The organism is Rhizobium sp. NFR07, from assembly GCF_900111905.1.
Taxonomy (GTDB): domain Bacteria; phylum Pseudomonadota; class Alphaproteobacteria; order Rhizobiales; family Rhizobiaceae; genus Neorhizobium.
On record NZ_FOKM01000014.1, the window covers coordinates 102,051 to 124,882 of the forward strand.

At 61.3% G+C, this 22,832-nt stretch carries 20 protein-coding genes; 13 read left to right on the top strand and 7 right to left on the bottom strand.

Going from position 1 to position 22,832, the window contains the following annotated elements:
* Positions 1–86 precede the first annotated feature (86 nt).
* Genes BM216_RS25210 through BM216_RS25230 form a run of 5 tightly spaced genes read left to right on the top strand, consistent with a single transcriptional unit; the run spans position 87 to position 4,905 of the window.
* Positions 87–1,094, top strand: coding sequence for an ABC transporter permease (locus tag BM216_RS25210; protein ID WP_093001978.1), 1,008 nt, complete (start codon positions 87–89; stop codon positions 1,092–1,094).
* Complete coding sequence (locus BM216_RS25215; RefSeq protein ID WP_093001979.1) at positions 1,091–1,987, top strand: ABC transporter permease; 897 nt, start codon at positions 1,091–1,093, stop codon at positions 1,985–1,987. The genes BM216_RS25210 and BM216_RS25215 overlap by 4 nt, the downstream gene beginning before the upstream one ends.
* Positions 1,988–1,996: 9 nt before the next feature.
* Entirely contained in the window at positions 1,997–2,881 is an 885-nt protein-coding gene (locus BM216_RS25220) for an ABC transporter ATP-binding protein (protein WP_093001980.1), read from the top strand.
* Positions 2,881–3,705, top strand: a complete 825-nt coding sequence (locus BM216_RS25225; RefSeq protein ID WP_093001981.1) for an ABC transporter ATP-binding protein — start codon at positions 2,881–2,883, stop codon at positions 3,703–3,705. The genes BM216_RS25220 and BM216_RS25225 overlap by 1 nt, the downstream gene beginning before the upstream one ends.
* 15 nt (positions 3,706–3,720) lie before the next feature.
* Positions 3,721–4,905, top strand: coding sequence for a M20 aminoacylase family protein (locus BM216_RS25230; RefSeq protein WP_093001982.1), 1,185 nt, complete (start codon positions 3,721–3,723; stop codon positions 4,903–4,905).
* A gap of 426 nt (positions 4,906–5,331) precedes the next feature.
* Here BM216_RS25230 and BM216_RS25235 read toward each other — a convergent pair whose 3' ends face one another.
* Positions 5,332–6,093: an SDR family NAD(P)-dependent oxidoreductase gene (locus tag BM216_RS25235; RefSeq protein WP_093001983.1), complete on the bottom strand. Its 762-nt coding sequence runs from the start codon at positions 6,091–6,093 to the stop codon at positions 5,332–5,334.
* 89 nt (positions 6,094–6,182) lie between these two features.
* On the opposite strand from BM216_RS25235, the gene BM216_RS25240 reads away from it, so the two are divergent.
* Complete coding sequence (locus BM216_RS25240; protein ID WP_093001984.1) at positions 6,183–7,082, top strand: LysR substrate-binding domain-containing protein; 900 nt, start codon at positions 6,183–6,185, stop codon at positions 7,080–7,082.
* A gap of 161 nt (positions 7,083–7,243) precedes the next feature.
* Here the strand turns inward: BM216_RS25240 and BM216_RS25245 are convergent, their stop codons facing one another.
* Genes BM216_RS25245 through BM216_RS25255 form a run of 3 tightly spaced genes read right to left on the bottom strand, consistent with a single transcriptional unit; the run spans position 7,244 to position 11,109 of the window.
* Positions 7,244–8,116, bottom strand: coding sequence for an MBL fold metallo-hydrolase (locus BM216_RS25245; protein WP_093001985.1), 873 nt, complete (start codon positions 8,114–8,116; stop codon positions 7,244–7,246).
* Positions 8,113–10,416: a molybdopterin guanine dinucleotide-containing S/N-oxide reductase gene (locus BM216_RS25250; RefSeq protein ID WP_093001986.1), complete on the bottom strand. Its 2,304-nt coding sequence runs from the start codon at positions 10,414–10,416 to the stop codon at positions 8,113–8,115. The genes BM216_RS25245 and BM216_RS25250 overlap by 4 nt, the downstream gene beginning before the upstream one ends.
* Positions 10,417–11,109, bottom strand: a complete 693-nt coding sequence (locus tag BM216_RS25255; RefSeq protein WP_210217067.1) for an FCD domain-containing protein — start codon at positions 11,107–11,109, stop codon at positions 10,417–10,419.
* Between the two features lie 176 nt (positions 11,110–11,285).
* On the opposite strand from BM216_RS25255, the gene BM216_RS25260 reads away from it, so the two are divergent.
* From BM216_RS25260 to BM216_RS25285, 6 genes are read left to right on the top strand one after another with little or no spacing between them, the layout of a single operon-like run.
* Positions 11,286–12,773 carry an ABC transporter substrate-binding protein gene (locus BM216_RS25260; RefSeq protein ID WP_093001987.1) on the top strand — a complete coding sequence of 496 codons (1,488 nt, stop codon included), beginning with the start codon at positions 11,286–11,288 and terminating at the stop codon, positions 12,771–12,773.
* A gap of 6 nt (positions 12,774–12,779) precedes the next feature.
* The gene (locus BM216_RS25265) at positions 12,780–13,619 is read left to right on the top strand and encodes an ABC transporter permease (protein ID WP_093002044.1); all 840 of its coding nucleotides are present in this window, start codon (positions 12,780–12,782) and stop codon (positions 13,617–13,619) included.
* 2 nt (positions 13,620–13,621) lie between these two features.
* Positions 13,622–14,542 (top strand): ABC transporter permease, encoded by a 921-nt coding sequence (locus BM216_RS25270; RefSeq protein WP_093001988.1) that lies wholly within the window; start codon positions 13,622–13,624, stop codon positions 14,540–14,542.
* Positions 14,539–15,888 carry a M20/M25/M40 family metallo-hydrolase gene (locus BM216_RS25275; RefSeq protein WP_093001989.1) on the top strand — a complete coding sequence of 450 codons (1,350 nt, stop codon included), beginning with the start codon at positions 14,539–14,541 and terminating at the stop codon, positions 15,886–15,888. The genes BM216_RS25270 and BM216_RS25275 overlap by 4 nt, the downstream gene beginning before the upstream one ends.
* Positions 15,885–16,871 (top strand): hypothetical protein, encoded by a 987-nt coding sequence (locus BM216_RS25280; RefSeq protein WP_093001990.1) that lies wholly within the window; start codon positions 15,885–15,887, stop codon positions 16,869–16,871. The genes BM216_RS25275 and BM216_RS25280 overlap by 4 nt, the downstream gene beginning before the upstream one ends.
* Positions 16,872–16,896: 25 nt before the next feature.
* Positions 16,897–17,718, top strand: a complete 822-nt coding sequence (locus BM216_RS25285; RefSeq protein ID WP_093001991.1) for a sulfurtransferase — start codon at positions 16,897–16,899, stop codon at positions 17,716–17,718.
* Between the two features lie 8 nt (positions 17,719–17,726).
* Here BM216_RS25285 and BM216_RS25290 read toward each other — a convergent pair whose 3' ends face one another.
* From BM216_RS25290 to BM216_RS25300, 3 genes are read right to left on the bottom strand one after another with little or no spacing between them, the layout of a single operon-like run.
* Positions 17,727–19,076, bottom strand: coding sequence for an NAD(P)/FAD-dependent oxidoreductase (locus tag BM216_RS25290; protein ID WP_244530316.1), 1,350 nt, complete (start codon positions 19,074–19,076; stop codon positions 17,727–17,729).
* A 1-nt stretch (position 19,077) separates the two neighbouring features.
* On the bottom strand, positions 19,078–19,779 hold the full coding sequence (locus BM216_RS25295) for an SDR family NAD(P)-dependent oxidoreductase (protein WP_177230902.1): 702 nt from the start codon (positions 19,777–19,779) through the stop codon (positions 19,078–19,080).
* 23 nt (positions 19,780–19,802) lie between these two features.
* The gene (locus tag BM216_RS25300) at positions 19,803–21,647 is read right to left on the bottom strand and encodes an ABC transporter ATP-binding protein (protein WP_093001992.1); all 1,845 of its coding nucleotides are present in this window, start codon (positions 21,645–21,647) and stop codon (positions 19,803–19,805) included.
* A 168-nt stretch (positions 21,648–21,815) separates the two neighbouring features.
* On the opposite strand from BM216_RS25300, the gene BM216_RS25305 reads away from it, so the two are divergent.
* Positions 21,816–22,832: a 1-aminocyclopropane-1-carboxylate deaminase/D-cysteine desulfhydrase gene (locus tag BM216_RS25305; protein ID WP_093002047.1), complete on the top strand. Its 1,017-nt coding sequence runs from the start codon at positions 21,816–21,818 to the stop codon at positions 22,830–22,832.

A 22,832-nucleotide genomic window follows, 5' to 3' on the forward strand; every position in this document is an offset into this window, starting at 1 on the left:
ATGGCCGGCAGGCCAGAGGGGAACTTTAATCAGGGAGCTTTCATCCTCATGCGATCGACCCAAACTACTGACCACCGGAAGCGCCCATGATCCTTTACACTCTGAGACGCCTCATTCTTCTGATCCCGATGCTGATCGGGCTGACGATGATCGTTTTCGCCATCGCCCGCCTTCTTCCCGGTGATCCGGTGGCGCTTGCTGCCGGCCCCAATGCCACGCCCGACGTGATCGAAAGCGTGCGCCAGGAATTCGGCCTCGATAAATCGCTGCCCCAGCAATACTGGGCTTACGTGACGGGGCTGGTTCAGGGTGACTGGGGTGTTTCGATCTTCACGCGCCGCCCGGTGTTCGAAGACATCATGACCTTCCTGCCGGCGACACTGGAACTGGTGGCAGCCGCCATGCTGATTGCCATCGTGCTCGGCATTCCGCTCGGCCTTGCAGCCGCCGTCTATCGCAATGGTGTTGTCGATTACCTGACCCGCACGGTGGCACTCGGCGGCATCGCCATGCCGCGCTTTTTCCTCGGCCTGCTGCTGCAGCTGATGTTCGTCTCCTGGCTCGACATCCTGCCGCTCTCGGGCCGTTTCCCACTGATCGAGATCCCGCCGGAAGGCCCTACCGGTATCTATACGATCGATTCCATTGTCGCCGGTGACTGGTATTCGCTAACGATTGCATTGCAGCACCTCGCTCTCCCCGCCTTTGCCATGTCGCTTTCCCCTCTGGCGACCATCATGCGCATGATGCGCGCGTCGACGATCGAGGTACTGCAGCAGGATTTTGTCATGACCGAACGGGCGCTCGGCATTTCCAACACAAAAATCCTGTTCAAATACGTGCTGAAGAACGCCATGACCTCGACGCTGACCGTCATCGGTCTCTACGTCTCCTGGTTGCTCGGTGGCACGGTTCTGGTCGAGACGGTGTTCGACTGGCCGGGTCTTGGCCTTTATGCCACGCAGGCGATCCTTTCCCAGGATTTCATGCCGGTCATCGGCGTCACGCTGGTCATCGCCATGATCTATCTCGTCACCATGCTGATCGTCGACCTGCTCTACGGCGTCTTCAACCCGAGGGTTCGTTACACATGACCTCCACCCCGACCACGCTCCCCAAGCGCGACCAGTCGGCACGGCTGGAAAATTGGGCTCGCGCCTTTTACCGCTTCCGCCAGAGCTGGCTTTCCGTCATCGGCCTCGCGATCGTCGTGATGCTCGTCGCCGTCGCACTGTTCGCGCCGCTCATCGTGCCGCATCCCGAGCATGTCGCTGGCGGCACCAACACGGCCGCCCGCTTCACGGCGCCCGGCGCAGACTTCTGGTTCGGCACCAATGCACTCGGCCAGGACGTGTTTTCGCTCGTCCTTGTCGGCTCACAGGTGTCACTGTTCTCCGGTCTTGCGGTGGTCATCATCGCCATCGTGGTCGGCGGTCTTGTCGGAGCGATCGCCGGCTATTTCGGCGGCTGGATCGACGAAATCCTGATGCGCATCACCGACCTTCTGCTCACGATCCCGAGCCTGATCCTCGCCATGGCGGTCGCCGCAGCACTCGGGACGGGCGTGACCAACATGATCATCGCCATCGCCATCACCTGGTGGCCAGCCTATGCCCGCCTCGTGCGCGGCGAGGTGATCGGCAAGAAGGAAGAGCAGTTCATCACCGCCGCAAAGGCGCTCGGCGCCAGCTGGCCGCGCATTCTCGGCCGCCATATCCTGCCCAACATCATGTCGCCGATCATCGTCAAGGCCTCGCTGGACATGGGTTTTGCCGTCCTGACCGTCGCGTCGCTCGGCTTTGTCGGCATCGGTGTGAAGGCGCCGACGCCGGAATGGGGCACGCTGCTTTCCGTCGCTCGCGCCGACATGCCGGATTACTGGTGGACGGCGGTCTTCCCCGGCTGCGCCATCTTCCTGGCGGTTCTTGCCTTCAACCTCCTTGGCGACGGTCTGCGCGACGTCATGGACCCCAAGGCGCGGCGGTGAGGTGACGGCATGACACTCCTCGACATCAAGAACCTCAACCTTTCCATGCGCAGTTTCGAAGGTGAAACGCAGATCCTGCACGGCATCGATCTCAAGGTCGAACGCGGCGAAATCTGGGGCATGGTCGGCGAGACCGGCTCGGGAAAATCGCTGACCGGTCTCTCCGTTTCGCGCCTCATCCCACCGGCAACCGGCCGCTATCTTGCGGGCTCGATCGAGTTCGAAGGCCGCGATGTACTGAAAGCCGGAGAGAAGGAAATGCGTGCTCTGCGCGGCCGCAAGATCGGTATGATCTTTCAGGACCCGACAACCAACCTCAACCCGGTTTTCCGTATCGGCACGCAGCTGGTCGATGTGGCGCTGCATGCCGGCCATGCCGACCCGACCGTGCTGGGTCTCGAACCCGGCGCATCGTCCCGCGACCTGAAAAAGGCGGCAAAACGCGTGGCCGTCGAAATGCTCGACAAGGTCGGCATTCCGAAGGCAGCGGAGCGCATTCACGACTATCCGCACCAGTTTTCCGGCGGCATGCGTCAACGCGTGCTGATCGCCATGGCGATGATCGGCAAGCCCGACCTCTTGATTGCCGACGAGCCGACAACGGCGCTCGACGTCTCCGTACAGGCGCAGATCCTGAAGCTGATCCACGACCTAGTGGCGGAGCGAAACATCGGCGTACTGATGATCACCCACAACCTCGGCGTCGTGGCGCAGATCTGCTCCCATGTCGCCGTCATGTATCGCGGCCGCATTCTGGAGCGCGGGCTTGTCACGGACGTGCTGAAAAAGCCGTCTCACGTCTATACGCAGGCACTCCTCAATTCCATTCCGACAGCCCATACCAAACGCGGCGAACTCCGCGGCCTTGGCGGCGTCATGCCGGAGGTTCAGTAATGCTTGAGATCAACAACGTCTCGAAGATCTTTCCCGGCCAGCGCAAGGGTCTGTTCGGCCAGGCCGAGGGGTTCAAGGCACTCGACGATGTCAGCCTGCGGGTGACAAGGGGAAAGAGCTTCGGCCTCGTCGGCGAATCCGGCTCCGGAAAGACAACGCTGACGCGCTGCATCCTGAAACTGGAAACGCTGACATCCGGCAACATCCTCTATGAAGGCGCCGACATAGCCAGGTTGGCGCCGGCTGAAATGCGACGCCTGCGCGCCCGCCTGCAGATCGTCTTCCAAGACCCCTACGCCTCGCTCGATCCTCGCATGACGATCCATGACATCGTTGCCGAGCCGCTGGTCATCCATCGCGATATCGTGCCGATGACATCCCGTCAGCGCACCGAACGCGTGCTGGAACTGCTGCTGCAGGTCGGTCTGCGCGCAGAGCATCTGTTCCGTTACCCGCACGAATTTTCCGGTGGCCAGCGCCAGCGTATCGGTATTGCCCGGGCGCTGGCGGTGAAGCCGGAATTCCTCATCCTCGACGAGCCGACATCGGCGCTTGACGTCTCGGTTCAGGCCGACGTCCTCAATCTTTTGCACAGGCTGCAGGAAGAACTGGGCCTAACCTATTTCTTCATCAGCCACGATCTCGGCGTCATCCGTTATATCTGCGACGACGTCGCGGTGATCTATCGTGGAAAGCTGGTTGAAAGTGGCCCGGTTGCCGATATCTTCGAGCGGCCGACAAACGAATATACACGCATGCTGCTCAATGCGATGCCAGATCCCGATCCGGATCGCTCGCCCTTCCGCACGGTAGCATCCGTCTGAAACCTTGGAGCCAGCATGACCTTTGACGCCCCTTCCCTTGCCGCGCTTGCCGATGAAGCAAAAGACTGGCGCCGAACGATCCACCAGAATCCCGAATTGTTGTTCGACCTGCCGAAGACGGCGGCGCTGGTGACGGAGAAGCTCAAGGAGTTTGGTTGCGACGAGGTCGTGGGTGGCATTGCCAAGACCGGCGTGGTCGCCGTGATCAACGGTAATAAAGGGCCGGGCCGTACAATTGCCCTGCGCTCGGAAATGGATGCCTTGCCGATGGCGGAGCAGACCAACCTGCCCTATGCCTCCAAGGTGGAAAACATGATGCACGCTTGCGGGCATGACGGCCATACCGCCATGCTGCTGGCGACAGCCAAGAAGCTTGCCGACGATCGCGAGTTTGCCGGAAGGGTGGTTGTGGTTTTCCAGCCGGCCGAAGAAGGTGGCGCGGGCGGCCGGGTCATGATCGAGGAAGGCATTCTCGAACGCTTCGGCATCGAGGAAGTCTACGGCATGCATAACGAACCCGGGCTTCCGGTCGGTTCCTTTGCCACGCGTAGCGGTCCGATCATGGCCGGTGGAGACCGTTTCGTCGTGACGATCAACGGCAAGGGCGGGCACGCCGCCTTGCCGCATCTCAGCCACGACCCGGTCATCGTGATGGGACAGATGATCGCCGCGCTGCAGACAATTCCCTCGCGCTTCGTCGATCCTCTGGATTCGGTCGTCCTGTCACTGACCTTCATCGAAGGTGGCAGCGAGAAGGCCCTCAACGTCATTCCGGCGTCCGTCAGGATCGGCGGCACGATACGCACGATGCGGCCCATGACCCGCGCGGCCGTGGAAGCACGCTTCCGTGACGTCGTCGCGATGACGGCAAAGCTCTTTTCGGCGGAAGCCGCAATCGATTGGCGGCCGGGCTATCCGGTCACCGTCAACGACCCGGCCAAGACCAAGCTCGCGGTGGCGGCAGCCAAGGCGGTCGCCGGGGATGCTAATGTCGACGATGACTATCCGCCGACGATGGGTTCGGAAGATTTCTCCTACATGCTGGAAAAGCGGCCCGGCGCATTCATGTGGCTCGGGAACGGGGACAGCGCCGACCTGCACAACCCCGCTTATGACTTCAACGACGATGCGATCGTTCACGGTGTCCGATACTGGCTGACGCTCGTCGACCAGCGTCTCAACGGCTCATTAGTCGAATGATGACGTCCGGCGTCGCCGGGGAGCCATTCTAAGCCAGCCTTAATTCAGAGCTCCGAGTGAGCTTCACTTGGGCGTAATCGTCACGGAATGTATGGCCCTTATCGCGCGCCTACGGCATGAGACAGTCCATCGTTGTCGGTTGACTAATTGTCTTTTCGACCTCGTCAATCAGGCGAAAATATGCAATCAGGACGTCTAGATTTTGATGGGAGCTGGACACACGAATTGTAAAGCAGTTGACTCCAAAGCACTGAAACTTAAGTGATAACGTCCGCATCCCATATTGGCGCTCTCAATCAAACGCTCCTGCGACGGGCTTTGAAACCTGTCATTACGTGCGCCGACCAGCATAGCGCGGCGAGGCATTTCGCGGCGAGCTATTGGCAGCCGGGCCGCGCTGAGCACGACCCGCCAAGACGGCGCCGATCAGATGTGAATTCCGCCGGCGACCTCGATTCGCTGGCCATTGACCCAGCCGAAATTATCAGAGAGAAGGCCGGCGATTACCGGACCAACATCGTCGGGTCCGCCGACGCGACCGAGCGCAGTATGCGACGCTAAAGTCTTTGCCACCTCCGGGTTGTCGCGCACGACCCCACCGCTGAAGTCGGTGGCTATGGCGCCTGGGGCGACAACGTTCACGGCGATACGACGCGCGCCCAGTTCCATGGCCATGTACCGGGTCAGCGCCTCAACGGCTGCCTTCATCGGTCCATAGATTGTGCGACCTGGAAATGAGAACCTTGCAAGTCCGGACGAGATATTCACGATGCGACCACCGTCGTTCATCAACGGCAGAAGCTTCTGCGTCAGCAGAAAAGGGCCCTTGAAGTGGACGGCAAACTGCGCGTCCAATTCTGCTTCGGTCCCATTTTGCAGCGTCGCTGTCGATGAGGTTCCCGCGTTATTGACGAGATAGTCAAATCGACTGGCGCCGAGCAGCGCCAGTGCATTGCGAACCTGGGTGACGAACCGATCAAATGTATCTGCCTGACCAACGTTCAACTGCAATGCCACTGCAGCTGCGCCGGCTTCCCGAACGGCCGTGACGACCTTTTCAGCCTCGTCCCGCCGGCTGTTGTAGGTGATGATTGACGAGACACCTTGATGGGCGAGACGCATCGCTGTGTCGCGACCCATTCCCCTGCTGCCCCCGGTGATGATGGCAATGCGTCGAGTATCGTTCATGATTGATCTCCTTCACCGAGAAACATAGTCGCTTCAATTCGAGCAAAAAATACGGTAATGATGTCACATGCTGTACGGAAATTTGAACAATGCTTACCGACTTCGCCGCAGCTAGGGCCTTCGTCGCTGTCGCGTCAGCAGGCGGTTTCCGCGACGCTTCGGTCGCAACAGGTATAAGTGCCTCCAGCCTTAGCGGTGCGGTGAAACGGCTTGAAAGCCAACTCGGCGTTCGACTACTCCATCGTACCACCCGCAGTGTGGTCACGACCGAAGCAGGAGCTCACTTGCTGGAGCACCTGCAAGCTGCCATGGCAGACGTGGAGGCCGCTCTGGACCGCGCCAATAAGTACCGTCATGAGCCCGCAGGAAAAATCCGCCTCAACGTACCGGTCAACGTAGCCCGCATTGTGCTGCCGAGAATTTTACCCGGGTTCGTCGCTGCCTATCCCAAAATCCGAGTAGAAGTCGTGGCACAACACGGATTTGTAGACATACTTGCCGAGGGGTGCGATGCCGGAATTCGCTACGATGAAAGGCTGACCAAGAACATGGTCGCTATACCGATCGGGCCTTCCAGGCAGCGGTTTGCCACTGCCGCCTCACCGGCTTACCTGGCACGCCACGGACGCCCTGAACAACCTGAGGATCTGCTCGATCACGCATGCCTGCATGGCCGGCTCAGCAGCGGAGCGCCCGCTGCGTGGGAATTCGAACGTGCTGGTGCTGTGGTGAGGATTGAGCCGACGGGTCCGATATCGGTGGACATAAACGCCATCGACCTCGCCGTATCGACCGCCATCGACGGATGCGGCATTATACATCTGTTCGAGGATTGGTTGCGGCCGGCTCTCGATAGTGGTTCGTTGGTGCCGATCCTTGAACCGTTCTGGCAGAGCTTTACGGGGCCGTTTTTGTATTACCATGGACAGGAATACGTTCCCGCCCCGCTGAAAGCATTTATCGGTTACGTGCAGGAGAACCGCTGGTAAGCTGAAGATCAGCCAAGCCCAAGGAACTCGTGTGGTTCATGAAAACGACACTTGGCAGTCGGACCGCTGACTCGCATTCTTGCCAAACCTTTGAATAAGTGGCGCCACGGGGGCTCCGACTCAAACCAGCCTCCTCGTCAACGGCACGCACCGCACAGTCTCTACCAGGCAGCGTTTGGAAATGCGTTGAGCGGAATTTTAAGATAACTGGTTCCGTTTTCTTCCAAAGACGGCAACGAGCCGGCGTTGAGATTGACCTGCAGCGCATGCAGCATCAGGCGCGGAAACGGCAGTGATGCGTCCCGACGCGTCCGCGAGGCCATAAATTCATCGCGGCCATTCTGCACATGCGGATTATGCCGGCGCTGCTCCGCCACCGTGCTTTCCCAAAGCGCCTCGCGCCCACCCGGGCGATAGTCGTGGCCGGTATAGAGCCTGGTATCATCGGGCAGACTCAAGATCGCATCGATCGACGACCAGAGGTTCTCGGGGCTTCCGCCGGGGAAATCCGCGCGCGCCGAACCGCTATCGGGCATGAACAGCGTATCGTGGATGAAGGCTGCATCGCCGACGACATAGGTGATCGACGCCAGCGTGTGGCCTGGCGAATGCATCACCCGGCATTCCATATTGCCGATCATGAAACGATCGCCGTCGGCAAACAGGTAGTCCCATTGCGACCCGTCCGTTATCAATTCGGGCATATTGTAGATCGTCTGCCAGAGCGCCTGCACCTTCACCACTTCGGCACCGATCGCCGTCTTAATACCGGTCGTCGATTTCAGGTAGGCAGCAGCGGAAAAATGGTCGGCATGGGGATGGGTATCGAGAATCCATTGTAGCCGGAGGCCCCGGTCCTCGATGTAAGCGAGAATGGCATCCGCATGCCGAGTGGTGGTGCTGCCGGATTTCTCATCGTAGTCGAGGACCGGGTCGATGATCGCGCAATCCTTCGTCAGCGGGTCGCTGACCACATACTGGATGCTTCCGGTCCGTTCATCATAAAAGCCGACAACGTCGGGCCTGACTGTCATGCTTGAAAATCCGGATGTTCGAAGGCCAGGACGGGCATTGCTTGTTTGGGGTCAAGCCTGCGGATGTCCACAAGACAGGTCTGGGCGCTGCAGCCCTGCGACAGCGAGGATGCAGGGATATCGAGCGTCACGGCATTGGGATTGCCATGTTTTTCGATGCGGGCGTCATGATCCATGTCAAACCAGGCGCCGGTCGACAGTCGCAGCACGCCCGGCATGATAGCCTCGGAAACCACCGCTGCCGAGATCAGCCGGCCGCGCTCGTTGAACACTTCAACAAGATCGCCATCGGCAATGTCGCGCACGGCCGCGTCGGCGGGATTGATATGGATCGGCTCGCGCCCGGCGACCTTTCCTTCTCTGCTATGAGGGCTGGCATCCAGCTGGCTGTGAAGGCGACGCACCGGCTGATCGGAGATGAGGTGCAGCCTGCCGTCGCCGGGTGTTCGGGCCCCCAGCCATTCGGTCGGCTCACGCCAGGTCGGGTGTCCGGCGCAATCGGCAAGACAGAACCCAGCAATGGTCTCGGAAAAGATCTCGATCCGCCCCGACGGGGTCGACACAGGATTCTCGGCCGGCGCGCGGCGAAAATCATCGAGCATGACGATCGGCTTTGCCTGCGGCCCAAGGTCGAACAGGCCCTGGTGCCAGAAGTCGTCGAAACCCGGCATCTGAATGTGTTGCGCGGCGGCATTCTCACGCGAGACCTCGTAGAGACGACGCAGCCATCCCTGTTCGTCCAGGCCTTCGGAAAAGTCGACATCCATGCGTCTGGCGAGCGCATTGAAGATGTCGAAATCGTTTCTGGACTGACCGAAGGGCTCTTCCACCTTCTTCATCGCGACGACGAAATCCTCGCCACTGGCGGCGGCTATATCGTTGCGCTCCAGCGATGTCGTGACCGGCAATACGATATCGGCGCGCTTGGCGGTCGGTGTCCAGTAGGGTTCGTTGACGATGATCGTCTCGGGTTTTTGCCAGGCCTGAAGCAGCCGGTTGAGATCCTGATGGTGATGGAAGGGATTGCCGCCCGCCCAGTAGACAAGGCGGATATCGGGATAGGCATGGGACTTGCCGTTATAGGTGAAGACGCTTCCGGGATTGAGAAGCATATCGGCAATGCGAGCGACGGGGATGAAGGTCTTGAGCGGGTTCTGCCCCTGCGGAAAATCCCCGAACTTGAAACGGATATTGTCGTTGCCGACGGAGTTCATAGCGCCGTAACCGACGCCGAAGCCGCCACCGGGCAAACCGATCTGACCGACCATGGCGGCAAGCGTGATCAACATCCAGAACGGCTGCTCGCCATGCACGGCGCGTTGCAACGACCATGAAATGTTGAGCATCGTTCGATGCGATGCCATCTCTCGCGCCAGCGTCTCGATCCGACCCGCAGCAACACCGCAGATTTCGGATGCCCAGGCGGGTGTCTTGGCGATTCCGTCGGCTGCGCCTGTCAGATAGTCGGCGAAGCGTTCATAGCCGACGCAGTGGCTCTTCAGGAAGGCGAAGTCGGCAAGCCCGTCCTTATGCAGGACATGGGCGATCGCCAGCATCATCGCCGTGTCTGTGTTGGGCCGGATCGCCAGCCACTCGCTCTCCACGGGCATGTTGTCGCCGACGGGGCTGACATTGACGAAACGCGTTCCGGCCTCCTCCATCCCGCGCATGCCGGCAACGACCCGATGGCGGCCCGGACCGCCCTGCGATATCTGGGCATTCTTCACCGGTATCCCGCCGAAGGTGACGAAGAGCTCGGTATTGCTGGCCATCACGTCCCAGGACGTATGCTGATTGAGAAGAGGGCTCAATCCCGAGACGACATGCGGCAGGATAACCTTGCCAGCGCCCAGGCTGTAACTGTCGACATGGCTGACATAGCCGCCGATAAGGTTGAGGAACCGGTGGACCTGGCTCTGCGCATGATGAAAGCGGCCGGCACTCGCCCAGCCGTAGGAACCGCCAAAGATCGCCTCGTTTCCGAATGTCTCGCGGATACGCTTGAACTCACCGGCGAGAAGATCGAGCGCCACGTCCCATTCGACCTCGACGAAGGGTTCTCGACCGCGCAGGAGCTGGTTGGAGCCGGGACCGTGCTCCAACCAGCTCCTGCGGATGGCCGGTCGCGCGATCCGCACCCTTTTCAGGGCGTCCGATGCCATATGAAGGCCGATCGGCGAAGGATCGCCATCCTCCGCAGCACTCCTAATGCTCACACCTCCGGCATCGTCGGGAATAATCTCATACACACCCCAATGGGCGGCGGTGCGCGTCTTGCTGTTGGTGCCTGCCCCTGACATCTACTTTACGGCCACCAATTGCTCTTCACGCTGCTGCAGTGCCTCGATCACGATCCGGGCGCCATCTTCTATGGCGTGTTCAATGGCGGCGCGCGCGGCCCCCGCCTGCTTATCCGAGAGGGCCTGCATCAGATCGTCGTAATTGTGATGCTCGCCTGACGCCGAATGCGCCTCGGGATAGAGATAGTTGAAGCCGGGACCGGCCTTTAGCCACAGCATCTCGATGACACCGAGAAGGGTCGGCATGCGGGCAGCTGTATAAAGGACGAAGCGGAATTCCTTGTTCAAAGTCAGCGCCAGGTGCTGATCTTTTGCAGCCTTCGCGACCAGATATTTCTTCAACAAGGCCTGCATTTCAGCGATTTCCCCGCCGCTGATCTGGGTGGCTGCGTTAAAGGCGGCCAGTCCTTCCACTGACTTTCGGATCTCGGCAATTTCCGAATATTGCGCTACCGTCATCGTCGGGACCCTGAAGGACTGGGCCGGCTCAGCGGTCAAGACGCCCGACGCCGCGAAACGCACCAGCGCCTCTCGCACCGGGGTGATGCTCATTCCCAGCGATTCGGCCAAATCCTTGGTGACAAGCCGCGTTCCCGGCTCAAGCCGACCCTCTATCAGCGCCGCGCGGATCTCGTCTTCGACATGGGTAACCAGGCTCTTCCTTGGAGCCGCATTGAAGAAAGCCGTACTCACATGATCCTCGCGCTTGAAAAATTTGCCCGTTTTTTACCACGGATTTGAAACTGCCTATATCTTGCTCACACAGAATATATCATATATCTTGAGCTTATGTACAACCGTATTGCCGTTCGGCTCGGCGGAAGTGACCATCAATAACAAATACCAACTCCAGAGGAAGTGAAGGCTCGATGAAAAGACTTGCTGCTCTAGCCCTTGCGGCATCCATGCTGCTGCCAATCACCACGGCGATTGCGAGCGCCGCCGACCTCGTGGTCGGTCGCGGCGCCTCCACCACCGCAATGGACCCCGGCTTCCTTAAGGAAAGCGCCACCATTGTCGACAATATCTTTGACACGCTGGTCATGCGCGACAAGGACATGAAGCTGGTTCCCGGTCTCGCCACCGGATGGACCGCGATCGACGACACGACGTGGGAATTCAAGCTGCGTGACGGCGTCAAGTTCCACAATGGCGAGGCAATGGATGCCGAGGCCGTCAAGTTCACCATTGACCGCGTGATCGATCCCGCCGCGAAGTCGCCGACGGTTTCCTACATCCGCACGATCGAAAGCGTCGAGGTCATCGACCCGCTGACGGTCCGCATCAAGACCAAGGGCGCCGATCCGCTTCTGCCGACCCGCATGAGTCGTTATCCCGCCTATATCGTGCCGCCGAAATACGTGAAGGAAGTCGGCAACGACGTTTTTGCTCGCAAGCCGATCGGCACCGGCCCCTACAAGTTCGTCGAATTCGTTCCCGACCAGCATGTCATTCTGGAAGCCAACAAGGATTACTGGCGCGGCGCGCCTGCGATCGACAAGGTCACCTGGCGCGCGATCCCCGACGGCACGGCGCGCATCACCGCGCTTCTGACCGGTGAAGTCGACCTGATCGAGAACGTGCCTGTCGATATCGCCCCCATGGTCAAGGATAGCCCGGACGCCGACCTCGTGCAGGTCAAGAATGGCGGCCTCACCATCTATCTCGGCCTCGTCATGAACGAAAAGCCGCTCGACAACGTCAAGGTACGCCAGGCGCTCAACATGGCAATCGACCGCCAGTCGATCGTGACCAACATTTTGCAGGGCATGGCTTCGCCGCGCGGAACGCAGGTTGGCGCCGCCGATTTCGGCTACAAGGATCTGCCCGTCACGACGTTCGATCCAGCAAAGGCGAAGGCATTGCTCACCGAAGCCGGCTTCCCGAACGGCTTCTCGATCAAGATGCAGTCCACCCACCGCTACATGAAGGACAGTGAAGTCGCCCAGGCGATCGCACAGCAGTTTGGTGATATCGGCGTGAAGATCGACCAGGAAGTTCTCGACTGGTCCGTCTATACCCAGCAGGTTCCGCGCAAGGGCCCGATCTTCATGCTCGGCTGGGGCTCGACCCAGACCCTCGACGCTGATGCCGCCGTCTATGCCATCTTCAAGACCGGCGAACCCTATTCGACGGCCTCCATTCCGGAAATGGACAAGCTGCTCGATGAAAGCCGCTCCATTGTCGATCCGGCCAAGCGCGGCGAAGTTCTCGCCCAGATCCAGGACCTTGCTGCAGAACAGGTGCCGGTCATACCGCTCTACCAGGAAGACGCGCTCTACGGTAAGGCAAAGTCGGTGACCTTCGAGGGGCGCCCGGATGCCCGTATCCCGATCTTCGACATCAAGAAGCAGTAATTGAGCATGACACGGTTCTGGAATGTCAGGGACAATGCGGACGCCCTGTTCGCCGGGTTCCTTCTGGTTGCGGTTCTGGCGCTCTGCGTCTTCGTGCCACTCCTGTGGCCGATCGATCCGGTGCGTGGCACCCTGACCGCGACATTCAAGCCGCCGCTCTCCGTCATCGGCGGAGAGCTCCATCCTCTGGGAACTGACCAGCTCGGGCGGGATCTGCTCGCCCGGCTGGGACTTGGAACGGCAATCTCCCTGTCGATCGTCCTTGCAGCCTCGGTGATCTCGGTGGTGCTGGGCACCACGCTTGGGATGGTTGCAGGATACTATCGCGGCTGGTTCGACATCGTCATCATGCGTGCCGTCGACGTTCAGCTCGCCATCCCCTTCATCCTGCTCATTCTCCTGATCGTCGCCGTCATCGGCCCGAGCATGGGCAATCTCGTGGTCGTGCTCGGCGTCACCGGCTGGGCGGTCTTTGCCCGTGTCGCACGCGCCAAGACGCTCGAAATCCGCGAACTCGAATATATCGACGCCTCGCGATCAATCGGCCTGTCGGACATGGTCATCATTTTCCGCCATGTGCTGCCGAATATCGTCGGTCCGATCACCGTGCTGATGACGTTGGACCTGCCCCGACTGATCATTCTGGAAGCGTCCGTCGGCTTCCTCGGTCTCGGTGTACAGCCTCCGACACCCACGCTCGGCAACCTGATCGGTGAAGGACGCTCCTTCATCCTGCTCGCCAACTGGCTGGTGCTCTATCCGGGCCTCGTCATCGGCGCGCTGGTCATCGGCTGCAATCTGGTTGGCGACTGGCTCGTTAGACGAGCCGACAGCAGGAACGCATAAACATGAAGACCCTGAGCTTTATCACCGGCCGCGCCCTTCAAGGCCTCGTCGTCATGTTCGGCGTCTCGGCCATCGTTTTTTTCGCGCTGTTTCTGACCGGCGATCCGGCCGCCATGATGATGTCGCCGGACGCCTCGCGCGAGGAACTGGACGCCTTCCGTCAGGCCATGGGGTTCAATGATCCCATCTGGGTCCAGTACGGCCGGTTCCTGGCAAGTGCGCTGACCGGGGAACTGGGGATCTCGCTGCGCTTCCAGCGCCCGGCGCTTGACCTTCTGGTCGAGCGACTGCCGGCGACGGCACTGCTGGCGCTGACCGCGCTCGTCTGGAGTTCGCTGCTCGGCTTCCTGCTCGGCACGATCGCCGCGATCCGCAAGAACAGCGCGATCGATTTCGCGATCCGCGTCATCTCGCTGCTCGGCCAGGCGATCCCTGTCTTCTGGCTGGCGCTGCTGCTGATCATCTTGTTCTCGCTGAAGCTGCGCTGGCTGCCGTCGAGCGGCATCGGCTCGGCCGTGCATCTGATCATGCCGTCGATCGCGCTCGGCGCCTATTATCTGAGCGCCATTACGCGGCTGGTGCGTGCCAGCCTGATCGAGGTACTGGGCGAGAACTATATCCGCACCGCGCGCGCCAAGGGCATATCCGCATGGCGGATCATCGTCCATCACGCACTGCGCAATGCGCTGATCCCGGTCATTACAGTGCAGGGCATGTATTTCGCCTCGCTGCTCGGCGGCGCACTCGTCACCGAAATCATCTTCGCCTGGCCCGGCATTGGACGACTTGCCGTCGAGGCGATCCAGAACCGCGACTTCCCCGTCGTGCAGGCCGTGGTGCTGTTTGCCGCTGCCGTGTTCGTCATCGTCAACTTCCTCGTCGACCTTGCCTATGTCTGGCTCAATCCGAGGATCCGGCTGTGATCTCCCAAGCGACGTTCGACGCCGCTCTTGATCTCACCCGCGAATGGTGCGCCATTCCTTCGGTCAAGGGTGATGAAAGGCAGATTGGCCGGCAGGCCGATGCCCTTGTTGCCTGGCTGAGGACCGAGCTTGGCGCAACCATCGTCTCGGCAGCCTCCGCAAACGGCCGTCCTCCGGTCATCCATGCACGCATCGATGCCGGTGCGGCAAAGACGGTCATCTTCTACAATATGTATGACGTCATGCCCGCCTCGCCTGAAGGCTGGTCGGTCGACCCATTCAAGGGCGACATCGTCGATCTCGATGGCATCGGGACAAGCTACGTCGCGCGCGGTGCGGAAAACAACAAGGGGCCGCTCGCCGGCATGCTGCTGGCACTGAAAGCACTGATCGATGCAGACAGGCTGCAGGTCAATGTCGAGATCCTCGTCGATGGCGAGGAAGAAAGCGGCAGCGGCGCGATGCGGGATTATCTTGCCGATCCCAACTGCCCAGTCCGCCAAAGCGCGTCAGCGATATTCCCGTCCTTCTGCGAGTATGGCGGCGGTGCGCCGCGGGTCTACCTCGGCTTTTCCGGTATCGCCAAGGGTGAAGTCCGTGTCGATGGCGGCACTTGGGGCGGTCCGAAGGCGGCCATCCATTCCAGCAACGCGCCCTGGATCGCCAATCCCGCAGCCAGGCTGGTCGACGCTTTGTCCCTCATCGGCAAGCCGCCGACCGGCGAGCTTGCGAAAATCGCGATCGACGACGAGGCTGCCGGCATCATCGCGGCCTTGGCCGGGACCTTCGATCCAGCCGCCGAGCTGCGCTTCCGCAAGACGGAGGTGTTCTCGCTGGAGGGCGATGCGCGGGCCCTGCTCGACCATGTCATGTCGACAGCCTCCTTCAACATTTCCAGCCTTGAAACCATGCCGCTCCATTCCGATGGCGTCATTCCGCATGGCGCGCGCGCGGCCTTCGAACTGCGTACACCGCCCTCGCTCGATCCCGCAGATTTCCTGGCCAGCTATCGCCAGGCGCTTGAAACCAGGCCCGGAGCTGTGTTGAGCGTTGCCGACAGCTATCCCGGCTTCCGGTTCCGCGCTGACGCTTCCGGCGTGTCCGCCTTGCTGAGAAGCTATGAAACAACCGCCAATGCGGCACCGCAGATCTGGCCCTGGGCGATCGGCGCGGCACCGGCCTATGCGTTTGCGCCGCATGCGCGCTCCTTCCTTCTCGGCGGCGCGGGGCGCGGCGGCAATGCCCATGGCATCGACGAATTCATGACGCTCGAAGGCTTCCGCCGCTTCATTCAATCGATGGCCACATGGCTCGACCTGATGGGTCGGGAGGCCGATGCCGAATGACGATGATCCGTCACCTTTCCCGCGCGGATGTCGTCAACGCCGGTGCCCTTGACTGGGCGGCGGCGGTCAACGACGTGCACGAAACAATCCGGCTGCTGCGGGACGGCACGGCCGGAATGGTCGCAGAGAGCGTCATGCCGCTCGGGGCAGATCCCCGCAACAAGGCCTATGGCTTGCCGGCTTTCGTCGGCGGCGCCTATAATGCCGCCGGTTTGAAATGGACGGTCCATCGGGCCGAACCGATAGTCGATCTGCCGAGCATCAGCAGCACGACGATCATCAACCGCCTCACCGACGGTGCGCCGGTCGGCAGCGTCGAGAGCGCACTTCTGACCCGCATGCGCACGGCGGCCGTGTCGGCAGCTGCAATCACGGCCCTGAAACCCGAAGGCATCCGGTCCGTTGCGCTGCTCGGCGCCGGCCAGCACGCACAGTCTCATCTCGACATGCTGCTGGCGCTGTTTCCCGATATCGGGACGATCCACCTGTGGAACCGCACACGCGCGCATCTGGATGCGCTGATCGCACAGACTGATCGTGCAGCCTCGACCGAACTGCAACCCCATGCGGATCTCGCAGGCGCAGTCCAAGACGCGGACGTCGTCCTCTGCTGCACCTCTGCGCCACAGCCCTTCATCGACGCATCCGCCGTGAAAGCCGGCCGGCTGATCATGCAGATCGGCTTCCACGAGGTGATGTTCGAGGCGATCGCGGCAACGGATATCGTGACTGTCGATCTATGGGGCGATTTCGCCGAGAAGAGCGCCAAGAGCCTGTTTCAGATGTACCGCGCCGGGCAGTTCGAGGCTCAGCACGTGGCAGCGGATCTTCCAGCCATCCTTCTGGATGGCTGGAAGCCACCGGCCGGTGCATCGCTCTATTTTTCGAGCTTCGGCCTCAACGTCTTCGATATCGCATTCGCCGCCCGCATCCTGCAGCAGGCCCGGGAATTGAACATCGGCACAGTGCTGCCGTCCATCTGATCCGCATCCCCGAAAGGAACCGGCCATGATCATCACCGCCGCTGAACTTATCCGCAGGCTTCCGGAAGGCCGGTTCGTCCCGGTCGATGTGCGCCCGGAAGCAGCATGGCGCGAAGCGACCATTCCTGGTGCCGTTAGCCTCAACGTGTATGATTATTTCATCCCCGAAAGCGACGAGGCCGGCATTGCCGGCATGGCAGCCGGCGCCAAGGCAGCCTTCGAAAGGCTGGGCATAGGCGGCGATCGCATCCCCGTCTTTTTCGAGGAACAGACGGGCATGATCTCGCCGCGCGGACTGTGGTTTCACGAACTCGTCGGGCTTGAAGGCGGACTGATCCTCGACGGCGGCATTCAGGCTTGGAAAGCGGCCAGTGGCGCGACGGCGCCGGGAGAAGGCACTCCCGAGGCAATCAGCCAGGCCGATGGCGCGGGCACCACGCTGCGCCGCGATCTGGCAGCCTCCACGGATGAGGTACTGAACCATGCGCACCATGCTGCCGATATTTTCGACGTGCGCCGCAAGACCGAATTCGAAGGCACGTTCCTGCATCCCTGCTGCGCACGGCCAGGCCGCATCCCGCATGCCCATTTCGCGTTTTACGAGGACCTGCTGCTGGACGGTAAATACCGGCCGGCGTCGGAAATCCGTCAGATCGCCGAAAAAGCCGGCCTGTCTACGGATCGCGAGATCATAACCTATTGCCACCGCGGCGCCCGTGCAGCCACCGCGCTTTACGGCCTGCGGCTTGCAGGCTTCGACAAGGTGAAGATCTATGTCGGCTCCTGGCACGAATGGGCGGGCAATTCTGCCCTGCCACTCGAGATCGGTCCCGCCGAAGAGGTCTGAAAACCGGCTTAGAGCCAGTTCTGGATTTCGATCGGGCTTCCATCGCCAAAACGGGAGAAGCGGAACGGCGTCGGGTCGACGCAGGGCTGCCTGTCCGTCGCAATCTCGGATAGAAGCTGCCCCGCTCCCGGACCGATGCCGAAGCCGTGGCCGGAAAAGCCGGTTCCGATGACAAGACCCGGCAGCGCCTCGACCTTGGAAATGACCGGGATGACATCCGGCGTGGTGTCGATCATGCCACCCCATTTCTGCAGGATCGACACGTCCCGGAAGGATGGGATGCCGGCACGCATATGGGCTTCGACACGGGCGAGCAGATCGCCATCCGGCGCCGGATCCAGAACCCGTACCGTTTCATAAATGCTCTTCTGCTCAAGCGGTCGATGCCGGTAGGCAAGCAGTTCATCGACAAACGGCTTGCCGAAGCGCAGCTTAAGGGATTTTCGTTCCAGCTTGATGGCCGGCAGGAATTCCCGGAAGAAGCGGAAACTGTCCGGCACGACATCGACAAGGCTGACGGCAGAGGAGGCCACCGTATAGCCGCCATCCAGCCGCTTGCGGATGGAGAAATCGGAAAAGCCCATGGTCGGCTCGATGCCCGTCTCGACGGGTCCGGTCCGCATGACCGAGGACAGGACCTTGAGTTGCGGCAGGCGCACGCCGTGGCGCGCAAGAAGGTGCGACGACCAGGCTCCTCCGGCAACGATCACCGTCGAAGCCTTGACCCGTCCCGTCTCCGTCACCACGCCGGCCACCCGGCCGGCCTCGATATCCAGGCCGCGCACGGCGCAGTTCTGGAAGATCAAGGCGCCCGCTGCCTGTGCCGCCGAAGCGATCGCCGGTGCAGCAAGCTGCGGCTCTGCGCCGGCATCTTCGGGAACATACATGCCACCGAAAGGCGTCCGATTGAGACCGGGCACGAAGCCCGCAACCTCGGCAGGATCGAGGCTGCGCGCATCGATCCCGAATTCGCGAGCGGCCAAAGCCCAGCGCCGGTAGCGATCGCGCGCCTTGGGCGTCTTGGCTGCATAGAGAATGCCGCGCCGACGGTAGCCAACATCGATGCCGGTTTCCTGGTGAAGTGTCGACCATACCGCATGCGCCTGCAGCATCAGCGGCAGCTCGCGCAGGTCACGACCGGCTAGCCTGACCCAGCCCCAGTTGCGGCCGGATTGCTCGCCGCCAACTTCTCCCTTTTCGAAAAGGGCGACGCGGTTTCCCTGCCGAGCGAGAAAGAAAGCCGCGGAGACGCCGATAATGCCGCCGCCGACGATTGCCACATCGACAGACCCCATAAGCGTCTGCGAATTTGCGACCGCCGTCATGGCCGGGCCGCGATGGATAAGGCGAGTATTCATGTCAGTAGCAGTCTTCCACGCTGAAATGGACCGGTATCTCGGCGATGCTGGCCGTCTTGGGGAGCTCCAGCACCATGTGCACGATGCGGGAAATATCCTCAGGCTGGGTCAGCTCCGTGCTGTCACGGTTGGCAAGCGCGTTCCCCATATCGGTCGCCACGAAACTTGGGCAGATGATCGTCGATCGGACCCCATTCTCCTTGCCGCATTGACGAAGGCCATGGCCCAGCGCAACGGCCGCAAATTTCGACATGGCGTATAGTCCAGAGCCTGCGGACTTGACGCGCTTGCCTGACAGGGAGGCGACGGTCACGATACGCCCGGCCGGCGCTTTTTCCAGATGCGGCCAGGCCAGCTGGGAAAGCCGCATCGGCGATTTGACATTGACGTTGAAGATCAGGTCGAAATCGGCATCCTGGGCCTCGAGCACCGTTTTCGGGATCATCATGCCGGCATTGTGCACCAGCCCATCGAGCCGGCCGAAACGGGCGAGCGTCTGCTCGACCCACAGGCTTTCACTTTCTGGATCGAGCGCATCGAAACGGCAGACCAGCGCGTCCGGATTGTCCCCGAAGGTGGAGGCCTCCGGCGTCCGCACGCCGAGACTGACGGCCCAGCCTTCCGACAGAAGCTTCTCGGCGATCGACGCGCCGATCCCGCGCGAGGCGCCGCTGATCATGGCGACGCGTTTTTGCATGGACATGTCTTCCACCCTATCCTGATGCTTCAGGCCGCGGCTGCGGCATTGCCCCATTCATCGCCGAACACCTGAACCAGATGGCCCGGCGACACTTCCCGGTATTCGCGCTTCGGCACCACATAGGCCAAGGACCGGACCGGGCTCTTGATCTCCTCGTTGCTCAGGCCCCGGCGGATGCCGCGGCGGGCCGGATCGGGGATCGGCACGGCCGCCAGGAGTCGCTTTGTATAGGGGTGCTGCGGATTTTCGAAGATCGCCTGGCGCGGACCGATCTCGACGATTTCGCCGAGATACATCACGGCAACCCGATGGCTCATGCGTTCCACCACGGCCATGTCGTGGGAAATGAAGAGATAGGCAAGGCCCATGTTCTCCTGCAGGTCGAGCATCAGGTTGATGACCTGCGCCTTGATCGACACATCGAGCGCCGAGACGGCTTCGTCCGCAACGATGACCTGCGGCGCCATGGCCAGCGCCCGCGCGATGCAGAGGCGCTGGCGCTGGCCGCCGGAAAATTCATGCGGGAAACGGCTCGCCATATCGGGCTGAAGTCCGACCTTGACCATCAGGTCGGCTACGCGCTCGCGCGCATCCCTTTTTCCCGAGGCGATCCTGTGGGCCAGAAGCGGCTCGGCAATCGCATCGCCCACCTCGATGCGGGGATTGAGCGAAGCGAACGGATCCTGGAAGATCATCTGGATATGCCGGCGCATGTCGCGCATCTCCTGGTTGGACAGGCTAAGGATCTCCTTGCCCTCCAGCTTGACCGAACCGGAATTGGCATCGAGCAGGCGCATGATCGCACGCCCCGTCGTCGATTTGCCGCAGCCGCTCTCGCCAACCAGAGCCAGCGTTTCGCCGGCCTTGAGATCGAAGGAGACATTCTCCACCGCATGGACGCGTCCGGAAGTGGAGCCGAGAAAGCCGCCGCCGATATCAAAACGGGCAACGAGATCGCGAACCTGCAGCAGCGGGACCGGCTTTTCCGAGACGGTGTTGTCGACCGGCGGCATGGCGACCGGCTCGCCGCTTTCCACATCGATCAGCGGAAAGCGCGCCGGGCCGGCTTCCCCGGTCATCGAGCCGAGCTTCGGCACGGCGGAAAGAAGCGCCTTGGTATAGGCGCGCTGCGGATCCGCGAAAATCTTTCCGGTCGCACCGCGCTCGATCGCCTCCCCCTTGTACATGACGATCGTGCGGTCGGCGATCTCGGCGACCACACCCATGTCGTGGGTGATGAAGAGGACGCCCATTCCCTCTTCCTCCTGCAGCAGCTTGATCAGTTCGAGGATCTGAGCCTGGATCGTCACGTCGAGCGCCGTCGTCGGTTCGTCGGCGATCAGCAGGCGCGGGCGGCAGGCCAGCGCCATGGCGATCATGATGCGCTGACGCATGCCGCCGGACAGCTGATGCGGATATTCCTCCATGCGCTTCGCGGCAGACGGGATGCGCACCTTCTCCATCAGGGCCAGCGTCTCCTTGGCGGCCGCGCCGAAGGAAAGGCCGCGATGGGCGACGAGCACTTCGGAAATCTGGTCGCCGATCGTCAGCGACGGATTGAGGCTGGTCATCGGCTCCTGAAAGATCATCGCGATCCGGTTGCCGCGGATGTCACGCATTTTCCGCTCCGGCAGCGTCAGAAGGTTTTGCCCCTCGAGCCTCACCTCACCTTCGATGCGGCACGTATCAGGCTGGTAGAGCCGCATCATCGACATAGCCGTGACACTCTTGCCCGATCCGCTCTCCCCTACCAGAGAGACCGTCTCACCGGCAGCAACCTCGAATGAGACGTCGTGCACGACCGGCAGCCACAGTCCCTTCCTGCGGAATGATGTTTTCAGGCCGGAAACGCTGATCACGGGTTCAGCCATAGCAAATCCTTTCAGGAGTCGTCGGACGCAGTCGAGGACGTCTCTGCCTCATTATGTTGCATGCCACAAATAAAAGCATCTTGCCAGCCTTGATATAGGATATATGATATATTCATAGTGAGCGACCAAACCCTTCGACGCGCTGCGCTCGAAAACGAGGACCATTTCATGAAGCTTGAAGACATCCCCCGCCTCTCCCTTGGCTTCCTGCCGACGCCGATCGAAAAGCTGGAGCGGCTGAGCGCGGAACTTGGCATCTCGCTCTCCGTCAAGCGCGACGATTTCACCGGCTTCGGCGGCGGCGGCAACAAGGTTCGCAAGCTTGAATATCTGATGGCCGACGCGGTGGCGCAGGGCGTCAAGGTGCTGATCACGACCGGCGGTCACCAGTCCAACCATGCCCGTATGACCGCAGCCGCGGCCCGGAAATTCGGCATGAAGCCGATCCTCGTGCTGCGCGGCAACCGCCCAGATCTCTATCAGGGCAATCTCCTGCTCGACCATCTGTTCGGCTCGGACATCGTTTTCCTTGATCCGGACGCCTATTTCACCGAAATCAACCCGCGCATGCAGCATCATGCGAGCGAGGTCGAAGCGCGTGGCGAGAAGGCCTATATCATCCCGCTCGGCGGCGCCTCCGCACTCGGCGCCATGGGCTATGTCAATGCTGTCAAGGAACTCGCCGAGCAATATGCCGCCTCCGGCACTGCCACGCCGGATTACATCATCGCTCCGGTCGGATCCGGCGGCACGCTCGCCGGCCTGCATGTCGGCTGCGCCATGTTCATGCCGAAGACCGAAGTGGTCGGCATTGCCGTGACCGGCAGCGCCGTCCCTTTCAGTGAGCGCATCGCGGTGATGGCCAGTGCGGCGGCGGAACTACTCGACTACGAACGGCGCTGGACGGCCGACGAGATCCGCATCGAGAACGACTATATCGGTCCCGGTTATTCTATCCCCTCCGAGGCTGGCAATGCCGCTATTAAGCTGGCTGGCAAGTCGGAAGGCGTTCTGCTTGACCCCGTCTACACCGGCAAGGCTTTTGCCGGCATTATCGGCTGCGTCGAGGCGGGCAGCGTCGCCAAGGGCAGCTCGGTTCTCTTTATCCATTGCGGCGGATCGCCGGCGCTCTATCCTTTCGCAGGCCAGCTGACCAGCGACCTCAACACCGGCTTGGCAGGCTGA

What these genes read in the sequence shown, in the direction of transcription:
- BM216_RS25290 (WP_244530316.1), bottom strand. Translation starts at nt 19,076, where the DNA reads ATGAATACTCGCCTTATCCATCGCGGCCCGGCCATGACGGCGGTCGCA.
- BM216_RS25225 (WP_093001981.1), top strand. Translation starts at nt 2,881, where the DNA reads ATGCTTGAGATCAACAACGTCTCGAAGATCTTTCCCGGCCAGCGCAAG.
- BM216_RS25265 (WP_093002044.1), top strand. Translation starts at nt 12,780, where the DNA reads ATGACACGGTTCTGGAATGTCAGGGACAATGCGGACGCCCTGTTCGCC.
- BM216_RS25230 (WP_093001982.1), top strand. Translation starts at nt 3,721, where the DNA reads ATGACCTTTGACGCCCCTTCCCTTGCCGCGCTTGCCGATGAAGCAAAA.
- BM216_RS25300 (WP_093001992.1), bottom strand. Translation starts at nt 21,647, where the DNA reads ATGGCTGAACCCGTGATCAGCGTTTCCGGCCTGAAAACATCATTCCGC.
- BM216_RS25250 (WP_093001986.1), bottom strand. Translation starts at nt 10,416, where the DNA reads ATGTCAGGGGCAGGCACCAACAGCAAGACGCGCACCGCCGCCCATTGG.
- BM216_RS25210 (WP_093001978.1), top strand. Translation starts at nt 87, where the DNA reads ATGATCCTTTACACTCTGAGACGCCTCATTCTTCTGATCCCGATGCTG.
- BM216_RS25220 (WP_093001980.1), top strand. Translation starts at nt 1,997, where the DNA reads ATGACACTCCTCGACATCAAGAACCTCAACCTTTCCATGCGCAGTTTC.
- BM216_RS25295 (WP_177230902.1), bottom strand. Translation starts at nt 19,779, where the DNA reads ATGTCCATGCAAAAACGCGTCGCCATGATCAGCGGCGCCTCGCGCGGG.
- BM216_RS25235 (WP_093001983.1), bottom strand. Translation starts at nt 6,093, where the DNA reads ATGAACGATACTCGACGCATTGCCATCATCACCGGGGGCAGCAGGGGA.
- BM216_RS25305 (WP_093002047.1), top strand. Translation starts at nt 21,816, where the DNA reads ATGAAGCTTGAAGACATCCCCCGCCTCTCCCTTGGCTTCCTGCCGACG.
- BM216_RS25240 (WP_093001984.1), top strand. Translation starts at nt 6,183, where the DNA reads ATGCTTACCGACTTCGCCGCAGCTAGGGCCTTCGTCGCTGTCGCGTCA.
- BM216_RS25260 (WP_093001987.1), top strand. Translation starts at nt 11,286, where the DNA reads ATGAAAAGACTTGCTGCTCTAGCCCTTGCGGCATCCATGCTGCTGCCA.
- BM216_RS25215 (WP_093001979.1), top strand. Translation starts at nt 1,091, where the DNA reads ATGACCTCCACCCCGACCACGCTCCCCAAGCGCGACCAGTCGGCACGG.
- BM216_RS25280 (WP_093001990.1), top strand. Translation starts at nt 15,885, where the DNA reads ATGACGATGATCCGTCACCTTTCCCGCGCGGATGTCGTCAACGCCGGT.
- BM216_RS25245 (WP_093001985.1), bottom strand. Translation starts at nt 8,116, where the DNA reads ATGACAGTCAGGCCCGACGTTGTCGGCTTTTATGATGAACGGACCGGA.
- BM216_RS25285 (WP_093001991.1), top strand. Translation starts at nt 16,897, where the DNA reads ATGATCATCACCGCCGCTGAACTTATCCGCAGGCTTCCGGAAGGCCGG.
- BM216_RS25270 (WP_093001988.1), top strand. Translation starts at nt 13,622, where the DNA reads ATGAAGACCCTGAGCTTTATCACCGGCCGCGCCCTTCAAGGCCTCGTC.